21 protein-coding genes and 4 pseudogenes are annotated in these 24,030 nt (G+C 71.4%); 8 read left to right on the top strand and 17 right to left on the bottom strand.

All coding sequences use genetic code 11. The annotated features are described in order from the left end of the window. Nucleotides 1–60: 60 nt before the first annotated feature. The 9 genes from cysC to AB0D57_RS43255 all read right to left on the bottom strand — a co-directional run bounded on the left by cysC (nt 61) and on the right by AB0D57_RS43255 (nt 9,145). The gene (gene cysC / locus AB0D57_RS43215) at nt 61–597 is read right to left on the bottom strand and encodes an adenylyl-sulfate kinase (protein ID WP_362087266.1); all 537 of its coding nucleotides are present in this window, start codon (nt 595–597) and stop codon (nt 61–63) included. A 71-nt stretch (nt 598–668) separates the two neighbouring features. Continuing rightward, the gene (locus tag AB0D57_RS43220; protein WP_362087208.1) at nt 669–1,388 is read right to left on the bottom strand and encodes a phosphoadenylyl-sulfate reductase; all 720 of its coding nucleotides are present in this window, start codon (nt 1,386–1,388) and stop codon (nt 669–671) included. Next, nucleotides 1,385–1,564, bottom strand: coding sequence for a hypothetical protein (locus tag AB0D57_RS43225; RefSeq protein WP_362087211.1), 180 nt, complete (start codon nt 1,562–1,564; stop codon nt 1,385–1,387). The genes AB0D57_RS43220 and AB0D57_RS43225 overlap by 4 nt, the downstream gene beginning before the upstream one ends. Beyond that, nucleotides 1,561–3,255 (bottom strand): nitrite/sulfite reductase, encoded by a 1,695-nt coding sequence (locus AB0D57_RS43230; protein WP_362087214.1) that lies wholly within the window; start codon nt 3,253–3,255, stop codon nt 1,561–1,563. Before AB0D57_RS43230 ends, AB0D57_RS43225 begins: the two co-directional genes overlap by 4 nt. Before the next feature lie 135 nt (nt 3,256–3,390). Then, nucleotides 3,391–3,474, bottom strand: a complete 84-nt coding sequence (locus AB0D57_RS43235) for a putative leader peptide (protein WP_309486338.1) — start codon at nt 3,472–3,474, stop codon at nt 3,391–3,393. A 172-nt stretch (nt 3,475–3,646) separates the two neighbouring features. After that, nucleotides 3,647–4,219, bottom strand: a complete 573-nt coding sequence (locus AB0D57_RS43240; RefSeq protein ID WP_362087217.1) for a GNAT family N-acetyltransferase — start codon at nt 4,217–4,219, stop codon at nt 3,647–3,649. Between the two features lie 63 nt (nt 4,220–4,282). Further along, a complete protein-coding gene (locus tag AB0D57_RS43245) occupies nt 4,283–5,638 on the bottom strand; it encodes a hypothetical protein (protein WP_362087220.1) in 1,356 nt (451 codons plus the stop codon). A 252-nt stretch (nt 5,639–5,890) separates the two neighbouring features. Next, nucleotides 5,891–7,225, bottom strand: a complete 1,335-nt coding sequence (locus AB0D57_RS43250) for a GAF domain-containing protein (protein WP_362087223.1) — start codon at nt 7,223–7,225, stop codon at nt 5,891–5,893. 285 nt (nt 7,226–7,510) lie between these two features. Then, complete coding sequence (locus tag AB0D57_RS43255) at nt 7,511–9,145, bottom strand: acyl-CoA dehydrogenase family protein (protein WP_362087226.1); 1,635 nt, start codon at nt 9,143–9,145, stop codon at nt 7,511–7,513. A gap of 17 nt (nt 9,146–9,162) precedes the next feature. On the opposite strand from AB0D57_RS43255, the gene AB0D57_RS43260 reads away from it, so the two are divergent. Then, nucleotides 9,163–10,344 (top strand): YihY/virulence factor BrkB family protein, encoded by a 1,182-nt coding sequence (locus AB0D57_RS43260; protein ID WP_362087229.1) that lies wholly within the window; start codon nt 9,163–9,165, stop codon nt 10,342–10,344. 43 nt (nt 10,345–10,387) lie between these two features. On the opposite strand, the pseudogene AB0D57_RS43265 reads toward AB0D57_RS43260, so the two are convergent. Then, nucleotides 10,388–10,474, bottom strand: a pseudogene (locus AB0D57_RS43265) (NmrA family transcriptional regulator); the annotation flags it as partial. Between the two features lie 87 nt (nt 10,475–10,561). On the opposite strand from AB0D57_RS43265, the pseudogene AB0D57_RS43270 reads away from it, so the two are divergent. From AB0D57_RS43270 to AB0D57_RS43280, 3 pseudogenes are all read left to right on the top strand, one after another. Next, a pseudogene (locus AB0D57_RS43270) lies at nt 10,562–11,059 on the top strand (cupin domain-containing protein); the annotation flags it as partial. 139 nt (nt 11,060–11,198) lie between these two features. Then, a pseudogene (locus tag AB0D57_RS43275) lies at nt 11,199–11,351 on the top strand (helix-turn-helix domain-containing protein); the annotation flags it as partial. Nucleotide 11,352: 1 nt separating this feature from the next. Further along, a pseudogene (locus AB0D57_RS43280) lies at nt 11,353–12,064 on the top strand (helix-turn-helix transcriptional regulator). Here the strand turns inward: AB0D57_RS43280 and AB0D57_RS43285 are convergent. After that, the gene (locus tag AB0D57_RS43285) at nt 12,047–12,448 is read right to left on the bottom strand and encodes a VOC family protein (protein ID WP_362087232.1); all 402 of its coding nucleotides are present in this window, start codon (nt 12,446–12,448) and stop codon (nt 12,047–12,049) included. The pseudogene AB0D57_RS43280 and the gene AB0D57_RS43285 sit on opposite strands and share 18 nt — an antisense overlap. 191 nt (nt 12,449–12,639) lie before the next feature. On the opposite strand from AB0D57_RS43285, the gene AB0D57_RS43290 reads away from it, so the two are divergent. Further along, on the top strand, nt 12,640–13,281 hold the full coding sequence (locus AB0D57_RS43290; RefSeq protein ID WP_362087235.1) for a hypothetical protein: 642 nt from the start codon (nt 12,640–12,642) through the stop codon (nt 13,279–13,281). 212 nt (nt 13,282–13,493) lie between these two features. Continuing rightward, nucleotides 13,494–14,147, top strand: a complete 654-nt coding sequence (locus AB0D57_RS43295; RefSeq protein WP_362087238.1) for a ThuA domain-containing protein — start codon at nt 13,494–13,496, stop codon at nt 14,145–14,147. Here the strand turns inward: AB0D57_RS43295 and AB0D57_RS43300 are convergent. Then, entirely contained in the window at nt 14,144–15,181 is a 1,038-nt protein-coding gene (locus AB0D57_RS43300) for a substrate-binding domain-containing protein (protein WP_362087241.1), read from the bottom strand. The genes AB0D57_RS43295 and AB0D57_RS43300 overlap by 4 nt on opposite strands. Nucleotides 15,182–15,499: 318 nt before the next feature. On the opposite strand from AB0D57_RS43300, the gene AB0D57_RS43305 reads away from it, so the two are divergent. Further along, nucleotides 15,500–17,092: a carboxylesterase family protein gene (locus AB0D57_RS43305; protein ID WP_362087244.1), complete on the top strand. Its 1,593-nt coding sequence runs from the start codon at nt 15,500–15,502 to the stop codon at nt 17,090–17,092. Here the strand turns inward: AB0D57_RS43305 and AB0D57_RS43310 are convergent. The 5 genes from AB0D57_RS43310 to mmuM form a co-directional block, all read right to left on the bottom strand. Beyond that, complete coding sequence (locus AB0D57_RS43310) at nt 16,974–18,833, bottom strand: beta-L-arabinofuranosidase domain-containing protein (protein ID WP_362087248.1); 1,860 nt, start codon at nt 18,831–18,833, stop codon at nt 16,974–16,976. The genes AB0D57_RS43305 and AB0D57_RS43310 overlap by 119 nt on opposite strands. Before the next feature lie 8 nt (nt 18,834–18,841). Then, a complete protein-coding gene (locus AB0D57_RS43315) occupies nt 18,842–19,945 on the bottom strand; it encodes a LacI family DNA-binding transcriptional regulator (protein ID WP_362087251.1) in 1,104 nt (367 codons plus the stop codon). Between the two features lie 468 nt (nt 19,946–20,413). Then, nucleotides 20,414–21,979, bottom strand: coding sequence for an amidase (locus AB0D57_RS43320; RefSeq protein ID WP_362087254.1), 1,566 nt, complete (start codon nt 21,977–21,979; stop codon nt 20,414–20,416). Further along, entirely contained in the window at nt 21,976–22,260 is a 285-nt protein-coding gene (locus tag AB0D57_RS43325; protein WP_362087257.1) for a hypothetical protein, read from the bottom strand. Before AB0D57_RS43325 ends, AB0D57_RS43320 begins: the two co-directional genes overlap by 4 nt. Before the next feature lie 84 nt (nt 22,261–22,344). Further along, on the bottom strand, nt 22,345–23,268 hold the full coding sequence (mmuM, locus tag AB0D57_RS43330; protein WP_362087260.1) for a homocysteine S-methyltransferase: 924 nt from the start codon (nt 23,266–23,268) through the stop codon (nt 22,345–22,347). A gap of 303 nt (nt 23,269–23,571) precedes the next feature. On the opposite strand from mmuM, the gene AB0D57_RS43335 reads away from it, so the two are divergent. Then, nucleotides 23,572–23,940 (top strand): hypothetical protein, encoded by a 369-nt coding sequence (locus AB0D57_RS43335; RefSeq protein WP_362087263.1) that lies wholly within the window; start codon nt 23,572–23,574, stop codon nt 23,938–23,940. Nucleotides 23,941–24,030 lie beyond the last annotated feature (90 nt).

Here is a 24,030-nt window from a genome sequence, read left to right on the forward strand (position 1 = left end):
CGTCCAGGTGTGACAGGGAGTACGGCTTTTCGGTGCCTTCGTGCACGGTGACGGCGGTCGTCATGCGAGACCCCTCTCGGTGAGCAGCGCATGCAGCGCGGCCGCGGACTCCTGCACGGACTGGTGGTGCGACTCGATGCGCAGATCGGGCGACGCGGGGTCCTCGTAGGGGTCGTCGACACCGGTGAGCCCCGAGATCTCGCCCGCGGCCTGCTTGGCGTACAGCCCCTTCACGTCCCGCTCGCTGCACACCTCGACCGGGGTCGCCACGTGCACCTCCAGGTACGTGGTGCCAGCGCTCCGGTGCCGTGTGCGCACCGCCTCACGGCTGTCCGCGTACGGCGCGATCACCGGGACGAGCGCCTTGACGCCGTTGCGCGCCAGCAGCTCGGCGAGGAAGCCGATCCGCTGCACGTTCGTGTCGCGGTCGGCGCGGGAGAAGCCGAGGCCCGACGAGAGGAACTCGCGGATCTCGTCGCCGTCGAGCACCTCGACGCGGTGGCCCTCCTCGCGCAGTCGGCCGGCCAGCTCGTACGCGATGGTGGTCTTGCCGGCACTCGGCAGACCCGTGAGCCAGACGGTGGCTCCGGTCGTCACTTGCTTCTCCCGGGAGTTGTGGGGGTTCTCGCCGGCCGCGGCGGTCGCGGTCGTCGGCGTGGCGGTCGTCGTCATTCGTGCAGCCCGCACTCGGTCTTGCCGCGTCCCGCCCAGCGGCCGGCGCGCGCGTCCTCGCCCGCCAGGACCCGGCGGGTGCAGGGCGCGCAGCCGACGGAGGCGTAGCCGTCCATCAGCAGCGGGTTGGTGAGCACCCCGTGCTCGGCGACGTACGCGTCCACGTCGTCCTGCGTCCAGCGGGCGATCGGCGAGATCTTGACCTTCTGACGCTTCGCGTCCCAGCCGACGACCGGGGTGTTCGCCCGGGTCGGGGACTCGTCGCGGCGCAGCCCGGTCGCCCAGGCGTCGTACCTGGTCAGGCCCTCCTCAAGGGGCTTGACCTTGCGCAGCGCGCAGCACAGGTCCGGGTTGCGGTCGTGCAGCTCGGGGCCGTACTCGGCGTCCTGCTCGGCGACCGTCTGGCGTGGGGTGAGCGTGATGACGTTGACGTCCATCACGGCCTCGACCGCGTCCCGGGTGCCGATGGTCTCCGGGAAGTGGTAGCCGGTGTCGAGGAAGACCACGTCGACTCGGCCGCCGCCGGGCCTGGCACGCGAGGCGAGGTGGGCGACGACCGCGTCCTCCATGGAGGAGGTGACACAGAACTTCTTGCCGAAGGTGTCGACCGCCCACTGGAGGATCTCCAGGGCGGAGGCGTCCTCGAGGTCGCGCCCCGCCTGCTCGGCGAGGCTCTTCAAGTCCTCGCCCGTACGCTCTTTCTGAATCGTCGTCATATCTCTGCCCCTCCACGATCGTCCTGCCGAAGTCCCCGGGAGAGCAGCCCGAGGAACTTCAACTGGAAGGCTCGATTGCACGCCGCGCATTCCCACGCGCCGTGACCCTGCTCGCTCGGACGAAGGTCCTCGTCACCGCAGTAGGGACAGTAGAAAGGGGCAGCGCGCTCGCTCACGACAGCGCCTCCTCAGAGGCGCGGGCGGCCCAGGTGGCGAAGCGCTCGCCGTCTTCGCGCTGCTCCTGGAAACGCTTCAGGACCCGCTCGACGTAGTCGGGCAGTTCGTCCGACGTGACCTTCAGGCCGCGGACCTTGCGTCCGAAACCGGCCTCCAGACCGAGTGCGCCGCCCAGATGCACCTGGAAGCCCTCGACCTGCTCGCCCTGGTCGTTGAGGACCAGCTGGCCCTTGAGACCGATGTCCGCGACCTGGATACGGGCGCAGGCGTTCGGGCAGCCGTTGATGTTGATGGTGATCGGCTCGTCGAACTCGGGGATGCGGCGCTCGAGTTCGTCGATCAGGGAAGCACCGCGCGCCTTGGTCTCGACGATCGCGAGCTTGCAGTACTCGATGCCGGTGCAGGCCATGGTGCCGCGCCGGAAGGGAGAGGGATTGACGGTGAGGCCGAGCGCTTCGAGGCCTTCGGCCAGCGACGCGACCTGGTCCTCCTCGATGTCGAGCACGATCATCTTCTGCTCGACGGTGGTCCTCAGACGGCCCGAGCCGTGTGCCTCGGCCAGCTCGGCGATCTTCGTGAGGGTGGCGCCGTCCACGCGGCCCACGCGCGGCGCGAAGCCGACGTAGAAACGGCCGTCCCGCTGCCGGTGCACACCGACGTGGTCGCGCCAGCGGGCGACCGGCTGGTCCGGGGCGGGGCCGTCGACGAGCTTTCGCTCGAGGTACTCGTCCTCCAGGACCTGGCGGAATTTCTCCACGCCCCAGTCGGCGAGCAGGAACTTCAGGCGGGCGCGGGTACGCAGGCGCCGGTAGCCGTAGTCACGGAAGATCGAGATGACGCCCTCGTAGACGTCCGCGACCTCGTCCAGCGGGACCCAGGCGCCGAGGCGCTGGCCGATCTTCGGGTTGGTGGAGAGGCCGCCGCCGACCCACAGATCGAAGCCGGGGCCGTGCTCCGGGTGGTTCACGCCGACGAAGGCGATGTCGTTGATCTCGTGCGCCACGTCGAGGAGCGGCGAGCCGGAGATCGCGGACTTGAACTTGCGGGGCAGGTTCGAGAAGTCCTTGTTGCCGATGATCCGGCGCTGGATCTCGTCGATGGCCGGGCTGCCGTCGATGATCTCGTCCTCGGCGATCCCGGCGACGGGCGAGCCGAGGACGACGCGGGGCGTGTCACCGCAGGCCTCGGTCGTGGACAGCCCGACGGCCTCCAGCCGGTTCCAGATCTCCGGGACGTCCTCGATGCGGATCCAGTGGTACTGCACGTTCTGCCGGTCGGTGAGGTCGGCGGTGCCGCGCGCGAACTCCTGCGAGATCTCGCCGATGACGCGCAGCTGATCGGTGGTCAGCCGGCCGCCGTCGATACGGACGCGCAGCATGAAGTACTCGTCGTCCAGCTCCTCCGGCTCCAGGATCGCGGTCTTGCCGCCGTCGATCCCGGGCTTGCGCTGGGTATAAAGCCCCCACCAGCGCATACGTCCGCGCAGGTCATTGGGGTCGATCGAGTCGAAGCCCCGCTTGGAGTAGATCGTCTCAATGCGTGTCCGCACGTTGAGACCGTCGTCGTCCTTCTTGAACTGTTCGTTGCCGTTGAGCGGGGTGAAGTGACCCACGGCCCACTGACCCTCGCCACGGTGACGGCTCACCTTGCGGCGGGGCGCGGCGTCGGGATTCTGCGGGGTGGCGGCCATGGTTGATACGTCCTTCGGGACTGCGGGACAGGAAGGAGGGCGGCTCTAACCTGCGCAAACGGACACATACGGAAGTACGCGCGCGTCATTGCGCAGAGCGAGGCAAAGGGGGAAATGTCGGCTGGGCCGGGGCTGTCAGCTCGCCGGACAGATGGCGCTGGACATGCGGCCGAGGTCGACGTGCCGCCGACTCACCAAGGCAATTCCAGTTCCAGACATGACGGAAGCGTGTCACGGGGATCTCCGGACAGTCCACCATCATCCGTCATGTGGACACCCTTGTCTCGAATCGTGGGACAGGGGTGTCGTCGGTCACACGGCCGGGTATTCCGGGGCGTCCCGGCAGGCCATGGGCGGGGTGCCGGGGCGCTGTCGGAACGCCGTCGCCAGGTCAGACGGCCCGCGCTCCCGGCCAGGGCCCGGGTGCGGCCTCCTCCGGCTCCTCCTCCACCTTGGTGTCGAAGAGCTTGAACCCGCGTCGCAGATAGTTGTCCATGGCGTGCTCACCGTCCTTGCTGCACGTATGCAGCCAGACACGCTTCGTCTCGGCCAGCCCCGGCCGGCGCTCCGCCAGGTCCCAGGCCCGCGCGACCCCGTGCGAGAGGAGATGGCCGCCGATCCGCCGGCCGCGGAAGGCGGGGATCAGTCCGAAGTAGACGATCTCCACGACGCCGTCGTCCTGCGGGTCCAGCTCGACATAGCCCGCGGGCGTCCCCCGGTCGTAGGCGACCCAGGTCTCCACGCCCGGCTTGTCCAGGGCCTGCTGCCACTGCTCGTACGTCCAGCCGAGCCGGTCGGTCCAGCGGATGTCCCCGCCGACCGACGCGTACAGGAAGCGGCTGAACTCGGGCGAGGGGACCTCGGACCGCACGATCCGGACGTCCCCGTCGGGCGCGATCGCGGGAAGGAGATCGGTCGGGGCCGTCTGCTCCAGGGACCAGGTGGTCACAGTGGCGTTGCTCATGCGGGCCAGGGAACCACGGAGGCGCGCTCGCCTCCAAAGCCGACCCCGCCTCCCGGGGCCTCGCTACCCCAGCGATCTGTCCACCGAGGTCAGCGGAACGGCGTACAGCACCCGCTCCGGCACCGGGTCCGCCCCCGCCCCGCTCAGCGTCCACAGCTCGCCGGTCTGCGGCCAGTACGACAGGGACGCGGTGTGCTGCCCCCAGCAGGCGTACGACTGGTCCGCGGTGCACCGGACCGCCTTGGCGCCGCTCCCGCTCTGCCGCCAGAGGGTGCCGTGCTTGCCGCCGCTGTCGGGTGCGTGTCCGACGTACCAGTCGGCCTTGCGTGCCCCCGCGGGCGTGTGTGAGAGGACGCCCGAGAGTCCGGCGGCCTTGGTCCGGTAGGCCTCGGCCGCGTCGACGCGGCCCAGCGAGTCGCTGCCGAGCAGGCCCGTGCGGTCGGCGGCGGTGCTGTAGGAGTACCGCCAGACACGGGTCCGGTCCGTGCTTCCGGAACCCTCCGTCGCGACCAGGCTGCCCGGCGCCGAGGTGCGGTCCAGCGAGAGGGAACCGATACAGGGGGCGGATTTTTCGCCGCCGCAGGTGCCGCCCGCCGGGCTGTACGAGCCGACGGCGGGGAGCACGTACTGATAGCCGTGCGCGGAGTAGCCGCCGCGCACCTTGCCGATCGCCTCGCTGTCCACCCCGGCCTGCAGGACGCGGTGCAGGTCGAAGACGAGCAGGCCCGCACCGTCGCGGGCGGTGACGATCAGCTTGTCCTGGTACCAGACCATTCCGCCCATGTCGGCGCGGACCGCGTCGAAGTCCTTGCCGTCGTCGCGCGGGGCGACGAGCAGCACCCAGCGGTACGTGAGAGCCGCTGGGTCGGATGCGTCGATGAGGGCGACACGGGCCAGGCCCTTGTCCCGGGCGGGTTCGCCCGCCGCGTGGTCGTTGTGGCTCCAGCCCGCCACGATGACCCGCCGTCCGCCCCATTGGCCGTTGTCGTGGCCGTCGCCCGAGGTGGTGACGGAGCGGGGCAGCCACTCCTGGGTCCGCGCGTCCTCGCCGGCCCAGCAGTACGCGCGCGTGGCGACCGGCTCGAGGGGCAGTGCGGCCCGCTCGGTGCCGGAGCAGTCCGCCTCGGCGCGCATCGTGTGGTCGGCGCCGGTAAGAACGCCGGAGACGCCGACGTTGCCGCCCATGTCCTTGGTGAGCGTGTCGAGGGTGTCCTCGGTGACCAGGTTCTCGTGCAGCCGGAGTCTGCCGATCTCCGAGGAGGAGGTGACCGGGGTCAGCGTGCCCGGAGTGTTGTCGCCGGTCGCCTGGGAGGTACTGATCAGCGTCGCGGCCGCGGTGAGCGCGAGGGCGGTTCCGGCCAGGGTGGCACGCAGCGCCTGTCCCCTTCGCCTGCGACGGTGCCTGCCGCGTTGCTTCATGCGTCCTCCCGAGGAAGGCCAACTGCCTCTCATGGCCAGAACGTTGACGGAGAGACGGGTGGGGTGGCCTGTGAGGGGATGTTACGGCAGAGAGCCACGAGCCCGGGCGAAGACCCCCGAAGACGTCCGCGAAATACGCTCGCCACGCCTCTTTAGAGACACGTCCGGCTCTTTAAGGACACGTCCGGTTCTTTATGGGCATGTCTGGCTCTTTAAGTGCGCGACCAGCACTTTAAGTGCATGTCAGTCCCTTTATGGGCATGTTCGGCTCTTCAAGGGCGCGTCCGGCCCTGTCACGGTGGAAGGGGAGTCGGTGAAGCGCGCCCCGCATACCGCCGGTGCCGTGGAGTGCGGGAGCAGATCCCGGGGGTTCTCCGGGAGGAGCAACTCGACCTCGGCGTCCTCGCGGAAGCGATACGGGCGGTGTTCCAGAAAGGCCCCGAGATAGCGCCGTACACGCGACATCTCGGCCCGGACCGTCACGGTACGGCCGGGGTCGTCGAACAGGTCGTCGGCGAGGCCCGCGGCGCTGCGGCCGGTGGGTCGGACGGCCAGGAGGTAGAGCAACTCGGCGTGCCGAGGGCTCAGTTCGTGGCGCCAGGAGCCCGCGTCGGACGCTACGGTGACCGACCAGCGGCGCGGGTGCGCCAGGTCCAGGACGATCCGTGTGGCCCCAGGGGGGCCCGGCTCGTCGGCGGCCCGGATCAGCCAGCCGCCGGGCAGCGGCTCCAGCACGCACAGCCCCAGCGTCGGCAGCCAACTCCGCCCCGGAGAGGGAGCCTTGGGCAGCGCGAGCCGGTTCGTGTACGGCATCCCGGTGACCGCCGCGGTCCAGCCGTCCTGGTCCACCGCGACGGCGCGCCCGCCGAGCCGGGCCAGCACCGGCGCCGCCACCGCGCGCAGCCGCTCAAGCGAGGTCAGATGCAGGTCCCGCAGCCGCGCCTCGGCGAGCTTGGCCACGGAGGCGACCAGGGCGAGCGTGGCCGGATGCAGGGTGTCCAGCGGCCCGCTCACATCCACGACGCCGATCAGACTCCCGTCGCGCGGGTCGGTGATCGGCGCCCCGGTGCACGTCCACGAATGGTGGGTGCGCACGAAGTGCTCGGCGGAGAAGACCTGGACGGGGCGGCGGGCGACCAGCGGGGTGCCCACGCCGTTCGTGCCGACGACGTCCTCGCGCCAGTCGGCGCCGGGCTCGAAGCCGAACCAGTCGGCCTTGCGCAGCACGGGCGAGCTGCCCTCGCGCCACAACACCCGGCCCTCCGCGTCCGCGACGACCATGATGTGGTGGGCGACGTCCGCGACCGGGAGCAGCCCTTCGCGCAGCACCGGCATGACGTGCCGCAACTCCGAGGTCCGGCGCCGCCGCTCGACCTCCTCGTGGACGAGCAGCCCGGCCCGGAAGTCGTGGTCGGGGTCGACACCGCAGCGCAGCATGCGCTCCCAGGACTGCTCGATCACCGGGCGCGGCGCGAGGGGGGCGGGCTGCCCGGAGAGCGTGGCGTCGCGTACTTCGCGGAGCAGGTGCGCGGCCTGTGCGGCGTCCAGTGCGGCGAGCCGCTTCACGTCGATCCGCGAGTGCGCCACTGGATCCTCCCCGGACGGGCTGCGGCCATTGTCCGCAGCCCTTTTCGGTCACGGGTCTTCGGGCCCGTACCGACTGCTGTCCTCATAGTGCCGCCCGGCACTGGCGGAGGGACACAGTCCGCCCACAGGTGAGAGAAAGTTGCAACCCCTTGCAACCCTGGCGAACAGTCGTACGGAGTCCGAAACTTGAGCAACGCCGCCCGTGCGGCGTATGCGCTCCTGACAACGGGGCCGGCGAGCGGGGGTGGTGCCGTGTCGGCGCGGCACCACCCCCGCACCGCCGCTTCACGCGACCGGTCGTGCCCGCTCCACCACGGTGGCCAGATCCAGACTGTGCGGCAGGGTGCCGAAAGCCGCGCCCCAGTCGCCCCCCAGGCGTGAGGCGCAGAACGCGTCGGCGACCTCCGCGGGCGCGTACCGGACGAGCAGCGAGCCCTGCAGCACCAGCGCGATGCGCTCCACCAGCCGGCGGGCCCGGCCCTCGATGCCTTCCAGGTCGGCGAGTTCGGTCAGCAGGTTCTTGATCGCGCCGTCGAGGCGGTGGTCGGCCCCGCGGGCCCGGCCCACCTCCCGCAGGAACGCGTCGAGCGCCTGCGGCTCCCGCTGGAGCGCCCGCAGCACATCCAGGGCCTGTACGTTGCCCGCGCCCTCCCAGATGGAGTTGAGCGGCGACTCGCGCAGCAGCCGCGGCATACCGGACTCCTCGACGTACCCGTTGCCACCCAGGCACTCGAGCGCCTCCACCGCCACGGCCGTGCAGCGCTTGGTCACCCAGTACTTGGCGGCCGGCACCGCGAGCCGCAGGAAGGCCCGCTCCTGCTCGCCGCCCTCGTCGTACGCCGCCGCCAGCCGCATCGCCAGCGTCGTCGCCGCCTCCGACTCCAGCGCCAGATCCGCCAGTACGTTGCGCATCAGCGGCTTGTCGATCAGCCTGCCGCCGAAGGCCTCCCGGTAGGTGCAGTGGTGCACGGCCTGCGCGACGGCCTGCCGCATCAGAGCGGCCGCGCCGAGCACACAGTCCAGACGGGTCGCCGAGACCATCTCGATGATGGTGCGCACCCCGCGCCCCTCGTCCCCGACCCGGCGCGCCCAGGTCCCGTCGAACTCGATCTCGCTCGACGCGTTGGACTTGTTGCCGAGCTTGTCCTTGAGGCGCTGGATGCGAAACACGTTGCGCGTGCCGTCCGCCAGCACGCGCGGCACCAGGAAACAGGTCAGCCCGCCCGGGGCCTGCGCGAGCACGAGGAAACCGTCCGACATCGGCGCCGAGCAGAACCACTTGTGCCCCGTCAGCTCGTAGGTGCCGTCCTCGGTGAGCGGCCGCGCCGACGTCGTATTGGACCGTACGTCGCTGCCGCCCTGTTTCTCTGTCATGCCCATCCCGAAGAGCACGCCGGCCTTCTCGGCGGCGGGCCGCAGCCCCTGGTCGTACACGGTGGACGTCAGCCGCGGCTCCCACTCGGCGGCGAGCGCGGGGTCGGTGCGCAGCGCGGGCACCGCCGCGTGGGTCATCGACAGCGGGCAGCCGTGGCCCGCCTCGGCCTGCGTCCAGACGACGAAGCCCGCCGCGCGCCTGAGGTGTCCGCCGGGGCGGTTCCAGGCCGCCGTCAGCCCTGCCGACACCCCCTTGCCGAGCAGTCGGTGCCAGGCGGGATGGAACTCGACCTCGTCGATGCGGTTGCCGTAGCGGTCGTGGGTGCGCAGCTTCGGCGGGTTCTCGTTGGCCAGCACCCCCCACTCCTGCACCTGAGCGGATCCGGTACTGACGCCGAGGATCGACAGCTCCTCGCGCGCCTCGTCGAGAAGAGAGGGATCCAGGTGCCGCTCGAGGGCCTCCACGAGGGCCCGGTCGGCGGCAAAGACGTCATATCCGACCAGGGGCGGAGCCTGGTTGGTCACGGTGTGGGTGCTGGCTGCCATACGGATACGGTAAGGACGTGCACCAGGCAAAAGAAACACCTGAACGGCCTCCTTCGGGCCGCTTTCACCGCGCACGCGCGCTGTACAGAAATGTGTCGAAGCGCAGGACCGCCTGGCTGCTTCTCAAGGACACCGTCAACTCCTGCATGGAGTACCGGATCCTGGGGCTGGCGGCCGAGGCCGCCTTCTTCACCCTGCTGTCCGTACCGCCGCTGCTGCTGAGCATGATCGGACTGCTCGGCTACGTGGACGACTGGACCGGCGCCGACTCGATCGCCAGCCTGGAGAGCAACATCCTGGAGGCGTCCCGCACGGTGCTGTCCGACAAGGGCGTCACCGAGATCGCCCAGCCGATCCTCCACGACGTGATGAAGGGCGGCCGCCCCGACGTCATCTCGCTCGGCTTCCTGTTCGCCCTGTGGTCGGGTTCCCGCGCGGTGAACGTCTTCATCGACACCATCACCGTGATGTACGGCCTCGACGGCGCCCGCGGGATCGTGAAGACCCGGCTGATGTCGTTCCTGCTGTTCATCGTCGCGCTGATGATCGGCTCGGTCGCGCTGCCGCTGATGGTCGCGGGCCCGGACGCGGTGGTGAACATCGTGCCGTGGTCGACGACCCTCGTGCAGGTCCTGTACTGGCCGGTCGTCATCGTCCTGTCGATCGTCTTCCTGACGACGCTCTACCACGTGTCCGTGCCGGTCCGTTCCCCCTGGGTCGAGGACGTGCCGGGCGCCCTGGTGGCCCTGGGGATGTGGGTGCTCGGCAGCTTCCTGCTCCGCATCTACCTGATGAACACGGTCGAGGGGCCCACGATCTACGGCTCACTGGCCGCGCCGGTCGCCGTCCTGCTGTGGATCGGCGTGTCCGCGTTCGCGGTCCTCGTCGGCGCCGCGGTCAACGCCGCGATCGACCGGATCTGGCCGGCCGCCGCCACGGCCGCCGCCCGCGCCGCGAACGAACGCCTGCGTGAGGAGCAGGCCGCCGAGTACGTCGCCCGCGCTGCCGCCTCCCGTGCGGCCGACCCCGATCCCGACGACCCGGACATGCCCTCCGAGTTCCCGGAACGCTGGTCGCGCTTCCTGCCCCCGGAGGACGTGACGTCCCGGCTGCGGACGCATGTGAAGAGCACGCATCACCCGCATCAGCCCCATCACCAGCCGCACAAGAACGGGGAAGTTCCCCCTCGTGGGGAGTGAGGCGGCGGCTGGGGAGTGACGCCGCGGCCATGGCCGTTGGCGTCTACACCTTCCAGGCCCCGGCCGCGGCGGCCTCCCTGACGAAATCCGAGAAGTCGCGCGGCGCGCGGCCCAGGATCTGCTGGACGCCGAGCGGTCCCCGCGGCCCATCGGCGAAGGGCTCATTCCCCTACGCGAGCGACTACGACGGATCCCCGGGGCCGTTTACGCTGACGCCATGGACGCACTCGCCGGCCTGCTGGAGGGCCCCCGTGCACGGGGCGCCTTCATGATCCGGGCGTGCTTCGACCCGCCCTGGTGCATCCACGTCGAGGACCGCGCCCCCCTGACGATCATGCTGGTGGTCCGCGGCGATGCCTGGGTGATGCCCGACGCCGGCGAACCGGTGCGGCTGCGGGCGGGCGACCTCGCCATCACGCGCGGCCCCGACCCGTACACCTGCGCCGACGACCCCGGGACGGCACCCCAGGCGGTGATCCTGCCGGGGGGTGCGTGCATCTACCCCGACGGGCGGTCGCTCAAGGGCCACTGGGACCTCGGCGTACGCAGCTGGGGCGACCGGCTCGAGGGCTCCACGGTGCTGCTGATCGGGACGTACCTGATGCAGGGCGAGGTCAGCGGCCGGCTGCTCGACGCCCTGCCGCCACTGCTCTCGCTCACCCAGGACGTGTGGGACTGCCCGCTGACGCCGATCCTCGCCGAGGAGATGGGGCGCGCATCTGCGGCGTTGTCGTCGGTTGCCGATGCTCCGCATCGACGCCCTCCTCCGCCTTGCAGCCGCACGCACCAGACCCCGCTCACCGGCGCCGACAAGGCATCGCCGATTCCCCGCGACCTGATCCAAACGACAGGCCCTAGCCCTGGCCGCCGACCGCCTGCGCGAAACGGACGACACCCTCGACGCGATGGCCCGCCAGGTCGGCTACGGCAGTGCGTTCGCGCTGTCCAGCGCCTTCAAGCGGGTGTCCGGGGTCAGCCCGCAGGAGCACCGGACGCGGGCGGCGTGACGTGACATCCGGGTATGCGGAGCGTGCCTCGCGGTTGCCGGGCGCCGTGGTGTGGACCCGGGGGACATCGGGTTCTTCGGCGGGGGCGGTGGATTCCTCGGTGGCGGCCGTTCTGCCCGACGGCTGTATGGACCTGCTGTGGCACGAGGGGCGGCTGCTGGTCGCCGGGCCCGACACACACGCGTACGTTCCCGAAGACGCGACCGGCCCCTGGGCCGGCGTCCGCTTCTACCCCGGTACGGCACCCGCGTTCCTCGGGGTCCCCGCGCACGAACTGCGGGACCGGCGCGTCGACTTGGCGGACCTGTGGCCTGCCGCTCAGGTGCGGCGGCTGACCGCGCGCGTGGACGCGGCCGCAGATCCCGCGCGGGCACTGGAGGACGTGGCGTTGGACGGCCGACGTGGAGCCCCCCGATCCACTGCTGCGGGAGCTGGTGGCGGCCTTGGAGCAGGGGTGGCCGGTAGCGGCCACCGCCGACCGACTCGGCCTCGGCGCACGACAGTTGCACCGCCGCTCACTGTCCGCCTTCGGATACGGCCCCAAGACGCTGGCCCGCGTACTGCGACTGCAGCGGGCGCTCGCCCTTGCGCGGGCCGGGGTTCCCTTCGCCGAGACGGCGGCCCGGGCCGGGTTCGCGGATCAGGCCCATCTGGCCCGGGACGTACGGGAGTTGGCGGGGACGACCCTCGGCGGCCTAGTCGGTCGAGGGTAGCCGGGCGAACAGGTCCACACCGTTGCCGTCCGGGTCGAGCACGACCGCGTACCGCATGCCCCAGACGGCGTCCCACGGTTTGAGCTCGCCGTGGTGACCGGCGCCGACCAGGTCCTCGTACACGGAGTCGACCTCCGCGGGACTGTCGCACAGGAAGGCAAGGCCGACCCTGCCGCCCCCGGCCGACGGCTGCCACTGCGGGTGGAACGACCGGATCGTCTCCTCGGTGTCGAGCGCCAGCCGCAGCCCGCCGGGCAACGCGGCCTCGACATGCGGCTGTTCCTCGGAGCCCTCGGGGAAGACGAGCCCGAGGCGGCGATAGAAGGCGAGAGAGGCGGCCATGTCGGTGACGACCAGGCCGATCAGATCGAATCGTGGAGTCATGCCGTCACGTTAGGGCCGGCCACGTGCGGGGGGCTTGAATGAATCGGACACGGTCTGGGCCCCGCACCGTGCACGGCCCCCGACCCGGTCTGTCACCCTGGAAACGGTGCACGGCCCCAGGGCTGTCCCGCTGCCCGTGACCCGCCCGCCTTTCAGGTGCCTGTGGAACGCCTGTGCGGCAGGATGGGCGCATGAGTCGACCTGTGCGCGTGCTGCTGCTTCCGCTGGTGCTGCTCCCTCTACTGCTCACGGGATGCGGTACCGAGAAGGCCGGCGCCGGAACGGCCGCCCCCACGCCCACCGGCCCCGACCGGGCCGAACTCGAGGCCCGCGCCCGGGCGTTGCAGATCGCGCCGGAACTCGTGTACGTCACAAAGGCCCCGGGCTTCACCCTCGCCCGGCAGTCGGTCGGTGTGTACGGCGGCGACGGCTTCTCCGCCGCCTACTGGTCCGAGAAGAGCGGCGCCCAGATCCAACTCTCCGTGGACCGGGACACCATGACGACGGCGAGCTGCCCGAAGCAGCCGGGCGGCGAGGCGTCCGACGAGCGCACGGTGTGCGAGCGGGACGGCTCCGCCTGGTACCGGAGCGGGGGTGGGCAACACTCGTACGCGGTCGCCGAGAAGGGGCACGTCATCCGGGTGAGTGCCGACGAGGGCGCGGTTTCCCGGGCCGTTCTGCGCGCCGCCGTCGAGTCCGCCCACCGTCCGGACACCAGCGAACTGGCCGCCGTCCTGCCGCCCGCCCCGACCGCCGTCGCGCCGGTCGAGCGTGGTGACCTTCCCCCGGTGGGGGACGGGGCTCCCGACAACGAGGTGGGGACGACGGGTTGAGGGCAGCGGTTTAAGGGCCTGTCCGGCGGATCATGCCGGAGACGCGGGGTCTGGTGCGCCCATCTGCGGCGTTGTCGTCGGTTGCCGACGCTCCGCGTCGCCGCCCTCCTCCGCCTTGCAGCTGGACGCACCAGACCCCGCTCGCCTGCGTTGATGCGGCGCCGTTGCTTTCCTCCGGCCTGATCCGCCGGACAGGCCCTAGGCTCGGGGCCATGACCTCCCGTGTGCTCGTCCACACCCGCACCACCGACTACCGGCACGATTCCATCCCGGACGCCGTGGCCGCCGTACGCTCCCTCGGGGACGAACACGGGTTCGGTGTCGTCGCCACGGAGGACCCCGGGGTGCTGGAAGCGCCTCTCGACGCCTACGCCGCGATCGTCTTCCTCTCCACCAGCGGGGAGGTGCTGACCCCGCGCGGGCGTTCGCGGCTCGCGGCCTACGTCGAGGCCGGCGGCGGGTTCGTCGGCGTGCACGCGGCGGCCTGCACCGAGTACGACTGGCCGTACTACGGCGAACTGCTCGGCGCGCGCTTCGACCGGCATCCGGACTTCCAACCGGGCAAGGTGGTGGTGGAGGATCACGACCATCCGGCGACCCGACACCTGCCGTCCGTATGGGACTTCACCGACGAGTGGTACGACTTCCGGGCCAACCCACGCGGTTCGGTGCGCGTGCTCGCCACCGCCGACGAATCCTCCTACGAGGGAGGGCGGATGGGCGACGACCACCCGCTGGTGTGGTGCCGGGAGCAGGGCGCGGGCCGGGTCTTCTACACCGCGCTCGGGCATGCCTCTCAGGCGTACGAGGATCCGGACTTCCGTGCGCATCTGCTCGGCGGCATCAGCTGGGCGGCTGCTTTTTAGACCATCGGCGCCGGGCCCGTGCTCGACCGCTCCACCAGCCGTGTCGACAGTTCCGTACGTGTGCCCTCCGGCTGGTCGCCCGCCATCATCCGCACCAGCAGGCGCAGCGCCGTCGCGGCCATCTCGGAGAGCGGCTGGCGCACCGCGGTGAGCGCCGGGGTGGCCCAGCGGGACTCGGGAAGGTCGTCGAAGCCGACCACGCTGAAATCGTCCGGCACGCTCAACTTGCGTTCCGCCAGGGCCTGGTAGGCGCCGAGGGTCATCTTGTCCGAGCAGACGAACACGGCGGTGGGCGGTTCCGGGAGGTCGAGGAGTTCCAGCGTGCGGCGGTGGGCGCCGCTCTCGTCGAAGCTGCCGTAGCGGATGTACTCGGGGCGATGCCGCAGCCCGGCCGAGGCCAGGGCCGAGCGGTAGCCGGCGACCCGGGCGCTGCTGCACATCTTGCGGCGGTACCCCCCGATGACGGCTATGCGCTCATGGCCGAGGGCGAGGAGATGTTCTGTCGCCATCACTCCGCCCTGCCAGTTCGCCGCGCCCACCGAGACGACCCCCGGCGGCGGCTCGAGCACCGGGTCGATCATCACGAACGGAACGCGGTGCTGGTCGAGCCAGGCGTACTGGGACGGGGTCAGTTCGGCCAGGTTGAACACCACCCCGGACGATCCACGGGTGGTGAGCTTGTCCAGCCAGTCCCGCTCCGGGCGCCCACCCCTGGTCCGGGTCAGGCCCGCCGAGACCACCACCTCCAGGCCCGCGTCGTGAGCCGCGCCCTCCACGCCGTGCAGCACGGCGCCGGACCAGGAGCTCTCCAGCGAATGCACCACGAGGTCGACCAGCCCCGGAGGCTTTGTCGCGTCGAAGCGGGGTCTGCGTACATAGCCGAGCCGGTCCAGCGCCTCGGTGACCCTTCTTCGGGTCTCGAGCGCCACATCGTCCCGGCCGTTGACCACCTTCGATGCCGTCGGCACGGAGACCCCCGCCTCGCGGGCGACGACCGCCAGCGTCGGACCGGTCACGCTTCCCGTACGGACCATGAGAGCCCGCCTCCCCGGCCCGCCCGAGGGCCATCGAAAGTTTCGAACAGCGCTGCGCACGCGACCGAGACATTGACCGCGTAGCAACCGGTTCCTACATTAAGGCCGCCTCAACACGACGTGAAGAAGTCGGCATTCACGGAATTCCCCGCACGTCGAAGCAGGCCGAAACTTTCGAAATGCCGAACACGCCGCCGAGCTTCTCCTCGGCCAGGAGGAGCGGCACGGGCGCGACCGACGCGCGGATGACAGGGACGTCCTGATGTACGTCGAACAGGGACGTCCGCGGAAAGGCCGTCGGAGTGATGTGATGGCCTGATGGTGAAGACGAGCGACCCGGTGGTCACCACCCCGTACGGAGCGGTGCGCGGCAGGTACGAGAACGGGATCGCCGTCTTCCGCGGCATCCCGTACGCGGCCCCGCCGTTCGGCCTCCGTCGCTTCCGGCCGCCGGAGCCTCCCGAGCCCTGGGACGGTGTGCGTGACGTGGGCGCCTTCGGGTCCACGCCGCCCAAACCGCCGTACTCCGAGGTGTTCGCGCGGCTGCTCGCCGACCCCGTCGTACCCGGCGACGACTGCCTGAACCTGAACGTGTGGACGCCGGAGCCCGGACCCGGTGCCCGGCTGCCCGTCATGGTGTGGATCCACGGCGGGGCGCTGACCCGCGGTTCGTCGGCCGTGCCCGTGTACGACGGGCGCGGCTTCGCCCGCGACGGCGTGGTCCTCGTCTCGATCAACTACCGCCTGGGCGTGGAGGGTTACGGTCTGTTCCCCGACGCGCCGCCCAATCCGGGACTGCGCGACCAGCTCGCCGCCCTGGAGTGGGTGCGCGAGTCGATCGCGGAGTTCGGCGGGGATCCGGATCGGGTGACCGTCTTCGGCGAGTCGGCCGGGGCCATCAGCATCGGGGCGCTGCTGGCCGCCCCGCGTGCCGAAGGGCTGTTCCGCCGGGCGGTGTTGCAGAGCGGGCCGCCCGAGGCGAGCGATCGCGACAAGGTGCGCCGGATGGTCCGCAGGATGGCCACCCGGTTGAAGGTCCCGGCGACGGCGGAGGCGTTCGCCTCCGTCGACCGCGCCCTGCTGCTGCGCACCCAGGCCGACGTCAGCAGACTGAGCAGCCCCGTGCTGGGCGGGCCCGCCTTCGGAATCGTCGTCGACGGCGACCTGGTCCCGCGCGACCCCCTGGAAGCCCTCGTCGAGGGTGCCGCGCCCGGCGTCGAACTGCTGCTGGGCTGGACCAGCGAGGAGTACCGGCTGTGGCTGGTGCCGGGCGGACTGATGGAACGCGTCGACCGGCTCGGCCCGGTCGCCCTGGCCGGCGCGATGGCCCGTTGCCACTGCGGCCACGCGGTGCCCCGCGGCTACCGTGCCATCCACCCCGCCGCGGGCACCGCCGATCTCGTCGGCCAGCTGGTCACCGACCATCTCCTACGCGTCCCGCTGCACCGCCTCGCCGATGCCCGACCGCCCCGATCACCGTCGTACGTCTACGAGTTCGCCTGGCCCTCGAACGTGCCAGGCCTCGGCGCCTGCCATGCCCTGGAGCTCGGCTTCGTCTTCGACACCGTCGAGGCGCCGGCCTCGGCGCAGCTCGCGGGAGCGGGTGGCCCGCAGGAGCTCGCCGACGCGATGCACGCGGCGTGGGTGCGGTTCGCCGCCGAGGGAGACCCGGGCTGGCAGGCCTGGGACACCTCGCACCCGGTGCGGATCTTCGGCGCGGGCGAACCCCACACCGTGTACGGGCCGCGTGATCGTGAACTCGCGCTGTGGGACGCGGAGTCGAGGAGACAGGTCAGCTCTGCGGTATCCACACCCGCATCGCGCCCTCCCGCCGGTTCGCCCACGCGTAGTACGGCACCGCTGTCAGCCGTACATCGCTTCCGTCGCTCCGGCGGAGCCCGTCGGCCGTGATGACGCCGACCCCGCCGAGCAGCTCCCGTTCACGTGTGAACGTCAGGGCGGAGCCTTGCGGCAGGGTGATGTCGTCGAGGCGGACGCCGGGCTGCTGATCGACGGTTTCCAGGCAGTGCACGAGCGGCCCGCGCTCGATGGCGACACAGCCACGCACCGCGTCGACACGCGGGTCGGGGCGGGTCAGCCGGGGGACCAGGTCGAGGTCGAGCGTGAACGAGTCGCCCCGGGACCAGCGACGGCGCACCCGCAGCCAGCCGACGCCCGTCTCGGCGGGCGGCTCGCAGCCGGGGACCGTGGTCGTGAACTCCGGGCACCAGGACGGGATGCGCAGCGACAGCGACCAGTCACGGTCGGCCGGGGCCGCCTCGACGGTGACGGTGATCCGGCCGTCCCACGGGTAGGCGGTCTCCACCCGGACCGCTCCCTCCCCGGCGGCATACACACCCGACGCGTACTGGTGCAGCTGCAGTCCTTCCGCGTCGCCGCTCGCCACGTAGTGGGGGAGTGAGGCGAGCAGCCGCATGACATTGGGCGGGCAGCAGGCGCAGCGGAACCACGGGGTACGGCGGGCCGTCTGGTCACCGGGACCGGCGTCGTACTCCTCGCGGACCTGGAGCGGGTTGACGTACAGCCAGCTGTTGCCGTCGAGGCCGACACCGGAGAGGAAGCCGTTGAACAGCGTCCGCTCGACCAGGTCGGAGTACTTCGCCTCGCCGGTGAGCAGCGCCATCCGCCAGGACCACTGGATGGAGGCGATGGCCGCGCAGGTCTCGGCGTAGGCGCGGTCCGGCGGCAGCTCGTACGCGTCGCCGAAGGCCTCGCCCTCGTGGCGCGCGCCGACTCCGCCGGTCAGGTAGGTCTTGGTCGCGACCATGGCGTCCCACAGGCGCTCCAGTGCCGCCCGCAGTTCGAGGTCACCGGTCTCCGCGGCCAGATCGGTGGCGCCCGCGAGCAGGTAGAGCTGCCGTACGGCATGCCCGGCGACCGTCGGCGCCTCCCGCACCGGGGCGTGGTCCTGCCAGTACGCCGGGCCGGGGTCGTGGCCGCGGTCGGCGCCCGCGCTCAGCACCCCGTGCCCGCGGCGCTCGACGAAGTACTCGGCGAGGTCGAGCAGACGGCGCTCGCCGGTCTCCCGGTACAGCTCCACCAGCGCCGTCTCTATCTCGGGATGCCCGCAGACGCCGTCGATCGCCTTGTCCCGGCCGAACGTCGCGTCGATGTGATGCGCGAACCGCTCAGCCACGTCCAGGAGTTCACGTCGGCCTGTCGCTCGGTGGTGGGCCACGGCGGCCTGGATGAGATGGCCCGCGCAGTACAACTCGTGGCCCCAGCCCAGCTCCTGCCAGCGCAATTCGGGGTGGGCGACCTGGTAGTACGTCTGGAGGTAACCGCTCTCGTCCTGCGCGGCGGCGAGTAGCGCCGTCAACTCATCGATGTGCGCGGCGAGTTCCTTGCTGTCCGGGCTGTCGGACAGTTGCCAGGACGCCGCCTCCAGCCACTTGTGCACATCCGAGTCCTGGAACTGGAAGTCCCCGGTGAACGTGCCCTTCCCCTCGGCGGCGGCCCGCAGATTGGCGAGGTTTCCCGCCTCCTCCAGCCGCGACGGGCCCTGCGGGATGCTGACGTCGGCGTTGGTACGTCGCCGCGCCGCCCAGAAACCGTCGGTGATACGGGCGGTCGTCGCCGGGCGGAGCCTGGTGTGCGAGCCGTCGGTGGGACGGATCGGACCGGATGTCATTGTCGTCGTCAACCCTTCAGTCCTGCGTTCGGTCCTGCCTGCGGTTTCGTCGGTCCTGCCGGTGGTGTCACCGAGTCGCGCACCACCACATGCGTGCCCAGGAGCAGGTGTTCGTCCGGGGCGTCGGGGGTGCGGCCGAGGGCGGTGCGGACGGCCAGGCGGCCCAGTTCCTCGTAGGGGACGTGGACCGTCGTCAGCGCCGGGTACAGATCGCGGGCGAAGGGGATGTCGTCGTAGCCCACGAGGGAGACGTCGGCCGGGACGCGCAGGCCCGCTTCGCGCAGGGCGGTCAGAGCGCCGGCGGCGACCATGTCGGTGGTGGCCATCACCGCCGTGAAGTCCAGTCCCTGGTCCAGCGCCCGGCGCACCAGGCGGTGGCCCGAGTCGCGGGTGAAGCCACCGGTCAGGCACAGCGCCGGGTCGGGTTCGAGGCCGCGGGCGCGGTGCGCGGCGAGGAAACCGCGCTCGCGGCCCAGCGCCGTGGTGTTGTCCGCCGCGCCCCCGAGGAACAGGACCCGCCGGTGGCCCTGGGCCAGGACGTGCGCGCACAAGGCGTAGGCGCCGCCCTCGTTGTCGTACTCGATGACCGTGACCGGTGTCCCGGGGTCCAGCGGTGGCCGCCCGCACAGGACGAGCCGCGATCCCGCCGACGCCAGGGAATCGGCGATACGGGCCATCCGCGCGCGGTAGTCCGCGTTGTCCGTGGTGCCGCCGACGAGGATCACCGCGGCGGCCCGCTGGGCGCGCATCATCTCGATGAACTCCAGCTGCCGGTCGGCATCGCCGTCGGTGCTGCACACCAGGCACAGATGGCCGAGCCGGGCCGCCTCGCGCTCCACGCCGTGCGCCATGTGCGTGAACGACGGCCCGGTGATGTCGTCGAGGACGAACGCGAGCGTGGGTGTGCCGGCACCGGCGATCGCCTTGGCGCGGGCGTCGGCCACGTAGTCCAGCTCGCGGACCGCCCGCATCACCCGCGTGCGTGTCGCCGTGCTCACCGGGTACTCGCCGCCCAGCACCCGCGACACCGTCGACGCGGACACCCCGGCGCGCGCCGCCACGTCCCGGATCGTGTGCCGGCTTCCGGCGTCCGTGGTGCTCTTTCTGGTCATGCCCGGCCCCCTTCCTCACCTGGGGAGTGCGGCAACCCTTGGGGCAACCGGTTCCCGGGCCCGGAGGCTAGCAGTGGGAGCGGCGTACGACGAGGGGCGGCGAATGCGAAACCTCCCCTCCCGCACAGGGTCCCTCTCGCCACTCCGGACGCCCCGCATCCGGCAGCGAGAGGGAAACCGGTTGTTACAGGGGAGGCGCCGCACCTGCCCGACGACAGGCCCTAGGGCCTGTCCGGCGGATCATGCCGCAGACGCGGGGCCTGGCACGCCCACCTGCGGCGTTGTCGTCGGTTGCCGACTCCCCCACTCTCGGCTTCGCTCGAGCGGGGGGACCCCCATCGCGTCGACGCCCTCCTCCGCCTTGCAACTGCATGCACCAGGCCCCGCGCACCGGCGATTATCAGGCGCCGTTGCTTCCCTGCGCCCTGATCCGCCGGACAGGCCCTAGGGTGGGACGTCGGGTCTGACTCACGCGGAGGCGGCGGCCGCCTCTTCGGCCGACAGCTGGGGACGGGCGGTCGCTGTCCGCAGGAGGGACCGTGCGGTTGCCGGATCGGCCGGTCGCCGCGTATGCCAGTCGGTGACCGCCTGATACGCGGCGGCCACCTCCAACAGCCGGTCCTCCTCGTACGGTTGGCCGCCGAGGATCGCCCCGACGGGCACCCCGGCCGCGTCGAAGCCGATGGGGAAGGCGATCTCGGGCAGCCCGAGGATGTCGAACGGCACCGGACCGGTCTGCAACAGGACGTCGCAGCGGTCCATGACGCCGTCCAGGACCTCGCGCAGCAGATGGTTCTTCGCCCGTTGGGCCGTGATCCACTCGTCGCCCGAGAGCATCAGGCCCTGGAGCCAACTCAGCAGCGAGACACCGAACTTGGCCGGGTCGGCGCGCAACCAGTGCCGGAACGGCTCGGTGCGCTCGGCGAGCCGGGCCGCGTTGAACGTGCCGGTCAGCAGCGACCAGTCGGCGGGATAGGTGATGTCGACGAGCGTGACGCCCGGGATCGCGTCGAGCTGGTCCAGCAGGGCGGTGCGCAGGGTCTTCTGCGCGGCCAGGAAGTCGGACGGTACGCCGATCCGGGTGGCCCGGCGCATCCGGACCGCCCCGCCGCGCGACACGACCGGCGTCGCGGCCCGGACGAGATCGGGCACGTCCGGAAGCCCCAGTGTGCGCGGGTCGAGGGCGTCGGGACCGGCCATGACCTGGAGCATGAGGGCCGCGTCCATCGCGTCGCGGGCGAGCGGACCCGCGTGGTCACGTGTGAACGAGAGCGGGACGACTCCGTGGAGGGAGACCCGGCCCATGGTCGGCTTCAGACCGGTCAGGTTCTGCTGGTTGGAGGGCAGCACGATGGAGCCGCCGGTCTGGGTGCCGATCGAGGACGCCGCCATGCGCGCGGCCACCGAGCAGGCGGGACCGGTCGAGGAGCCGCCAGGGTCGACGCTCGGATCCTCGGGCGTCCAGGCGTTGACCGTGGTCACGGTCCCGTTGGGCGTCGTGGCCCGGGTGGTGGCGAGGGGCCCCATCTGCCCCTTGCCCAGCACGATCCCGCCGGCCGCCTTCAGCCGGGCGACGGCGGTGGCGTCGTCGTCCGGGACGAAGTCCTCGAAGACGAGGGAGTTGCAACGCGTCGGCACGCCCCGGGTGAAGTAGTTGTCCTTGATACAGAGGGGGATTCCGCGCAGTACGCCCCGCGCTCCCTGACCCCGGTCCGACTTCCGTGCCGCCACGAGCGCCGCGTCGCCGGTCACCTCCGCGTAGGCCTGATACGTGGGGTCGTACCGCTCGATCCGCTCGAGGTACGCCTCGGTGAGGGTGGTGGAGGTGAGCTTTCCGCGCCGCATGAGGACGACGGCCTCGGCGAGGGTGGCTTCGGAGGGGTCGTTCAGGGCTGCCTGGCGTACGTCGATGTCCGGGACGCGGGGTGACGGCGACAACGCCGCCGCGGGGGTCACTGACGTCTGCAACGCGACCCCGGAGGCCACCGCCGCCGAACTCGCCAGGAATACACGGCGGTTGAGGGATCTGCTCATCGGGCGTCCACCTTCCCCGTCCAAGCCTCGGTGATGGAGGGGTAGATGAGGGGCGGGGACGCCTGTTGCGCGGAGGCAGGGCTGTCCGCGGGCGGGGTCCACCCGGATATCGCACCGGGAGTGGACGCCACGAACGACCGCAGGGAGGCGACCACTTGTCCCCGCGTGGGCACTCCGGTATCGGCGTCGAACACCTCCGGCAGCAGCGACAGGTCGAAACCCGCCAACGCGAGGCGGGTCCTTACATAGGCGTCCAGTTGCTCGGTGGTGGGCTCGCTCAAGAGGGCCTCCATGATCGACAGACGGGTCAGGGGGACTTCATCACCCGTCTGTGAAGTCCCCATTGAGCCCGTGCTTCGCAGGAGTTACCGCACAGACGTCAGCGCCCCCGCGATCCCCGCGATCGCCCCGGGCCCCACCCGGCAACACCCTCCGATCAGCCGGGCCCCGCCCCGCTGCCAGCCGGTCACCTGCTCGGCCGTGAACGTGGACCGCCCGCTCCAAGCCCGCGCCCGGGCGTCCCACACCTCGCCGCTGTTCGGATACACCACCACCGGCTTGCCGGTCACCCGCGCCGCGGTCTCGACCGCGCCGTCCACGTCCTCGGGGGCGCAGCAGTTCACACCGACCGCGATGACCTCGTCCGCGTCGGCGGCCAGGGCGAAGGCCTCCTCCAGGGGCTGCCCGGCCCGGGTCCGGTCACCGGACACGCTGTACGACAGCCATGCCGGGACACCGAGTCCGCGTACCGCCCGCAGCAGCGCCTCGGCCTCGTCGGTGTCCGGCAGAGTCTCCAGGGCCAGCACGTCGGGCGCGGCGGCGGCCAGTACCTCCAGGCGCGGGCGGTGGAACCGCTCCAGCTCGTCGACGCTCAGCCCGTAACGGCCCCGGTATTCCGAACCGTCCGCGAGCATCGCCCCGTACGGGCCGACCGACGCGGCCACCCACAGCGGGCGGGTGACGCCCTTGGCGTGCGCGCGGCGGGCAGCCTCACGCGCCAGCCCGACACTGAGGCCGAGCAGCTCGGCCGCCCGTTCCCGCGGAATGCCGCGCTGGGCGAAGCCCTCGAAGGTGGCCTGGTAGCTGGACGTGATCGCCACGTCCGCGCCCGCCTCGAAATAGGCGAGGTGCGCCTCGGTGATCGCCTCGGGCCGCTCGGCGAGCAGCCGCGCCGACCACAGCTCGTCGCTCAGATCGTGCCCGGCCGATTCGAGCTGGTTGGACATGCCGCCGTCCAGGACCACCGTGCCGGCGGCGAGGGCGTCGGTGAGGGTGCGGGAGAGGCTCATGTGACGACGCTAGTCGATACGGGACACCGCACCGCTTTGTGTCACGGTCAGTCTGCTCGCCTTCGTCGTGCTGTCCGTCGGCGCGGTGCTGTCGGCGCTGCTCTTCGGAAAGCCGGCGCGGCGTAGTCCGGCGTGCCCTTAGCCGACGCCGTGAACTCGATCACCGGCGGTCTACCAGGGCGTTCTGTTCCTCTTCGCGGGCATCCCGGTGCACGTGTGACTGCGGGGACGGCGCGAGAGCGGCGGGGAGACCGATACGGACAAGGCCTACGAGGTCTCGGGGACAGCCCTTAGTCTTGGGGCATGCGTGACACCGCCCCGGCACCCCGCGCGGAAGTCCGCGAGGTCTTGGGCTCAGCCCCCGAGCGAGCCGCCTTCGCACCCCTCGTTCACAACCCGGCGAACGGCGTCACCGGCGGCGTATGGCGCGTCACCGCCGACGACCGTTCGGCGGTCCTGAAGGTCCTGACCCGCACCAAGGACACCTCCGCGCGCTGGGCGGCCTCCGACGACCCCCGGCACTGGAACTTCTGGTGCCGCGAGGCACATGTCTACGAGTCCGGGCTCGCCCGAACCTGGCAGCCGTGGGGCATCACTGCGCCCCGCCTGCTCGCCTCCGTCGCACGGCCGGACGGGGACGTGGCGCTGTGGCTGGAGGACGTACGGGGCTAGGGCCTGTCCGGCGGATCATGCCGGAGACGCGGGGTCTGGCACGCCGATCTGCGGCGTTGTCGTCGGTTGCCGACTCCCCCACTCTCGGCT

The organism is Streptomyces sp. NPDC048275, assembly GCF_040652275.1.
Lineage (GTDB): Bacteria > Actinomycetota > Actinomycetes > Streptomycetales > Streptomycetaceae > Streptomyces.

Coding starts and splice junctions, on each gene's coding strand:
- AB0D57_RS43310 (WP_362087248.1), bottom strand. CDS start 18,833: ATGACATCCGGTCCGATCCGTCCCACCGACGGCTCGCACACCAGGCTC.
- AB0D57_RS43220 (WP_362087208.1), bottom strand. CDS start 1,388: ATGACGACGATTCAGAAAGAGCGTACGGGCGAGGACTTGAAGAGCCTC.
- AB0D57_RS43295 (WP_362087238.1), top strand. CDS start 13,494: ATGACCTCCCGTGTGCTCGTCCACACCCGCACCACCGACTACCGGCAC.
- AB0D57_RS43245 (WP_362087220.1), bottom strand. CDS start 5,638: ATGAAGCAACGCGGCAGGCACCGTCGCAGGCGAAGGGGACAGGCGCTG.
- AB0D57_RS43305 (WP_362087244.1), top strand. CDS start 15,500: ATGGTGAAGACGAGCGACCCGGTGGTCACCACCCCGTACGGAGCGGTG.
- AB0D57_RS43315 (WP_362087251.1), bottom strand. CDS start 19,945: ATGACCAGAAAGAGCACCACGGACGCCGGAAGCCGGCACACGATCCGG.
- AB0D57_RS43285 (WP_362087232.1), bottom strand. CDS start 12,448: ATGACTCCACGATTCGATCTGATCGGCCTGGTCGTCACCGACATGGCC.
- AB0D57_RS43235 (WP_309486338.1), bottom strand. CDS start 3,474: ATGTCTGGAACTGGAATTGCCTTGGTGAGTCGGCGGCACGTCGACCTC.
- AB0D57_RS43300 (WP_362087241.1), bottom strand. CDS start 15,181: ATGGTCCGTACGGGAAGCGTGACCGGTCCGACGCTGGCGGTCGTCGCC.
- mmuM (WP_362087260.1), bottom strand. CDS start 23,268: ATGAGCCTCTCCCGCACCCTCACCGACGCCCTCGCCGCCGGCACGGTG.
- AB0D57_RS43290 (WP_362087235.1), top strand. CDS start 12,640: ATGAGTCGACCTGTGCGCGTGCTGCTGCTTCCGCTGGTGCTGCTCCCT.
- AB0D57_RS43230 (WP_362087214.1), bottom strand. CDS start 3,255: ATGGCCGCCACCCCGCAGAATCCCGACGCCGCGCCCCGCCGCAAGGTG.
- AB0D57_RS43255 (WP_362087226.1), bottom strand. CDS start 9,145: ATGGCAGCCAGCACCCACACCGTGACCAACCAGGCTCCGCCCCTGGTC.
- AB0D57_RS43335 (WP_362087263.1), top strand. CDS start 23,572: ATGCGTGACACCGCCCCGGCACCCCGCGCGGAAGTCCGCGAGGTCTTG.
- AB0D57_RS43240 (WP_362087217.1), bottom strand. CDS start 4,219: ATGAGCAACGCCACTGTGACCACCTGGTCCCTGGAGCAGACGGCCCCG.
- AB0D57_RS43320 (WP_362087254.1), bottom strand. CDS start 21,979: ATGAGCAGATCCCTCAACCGCCGTGTATTCCTGGCGAGTTCGGCGGCG.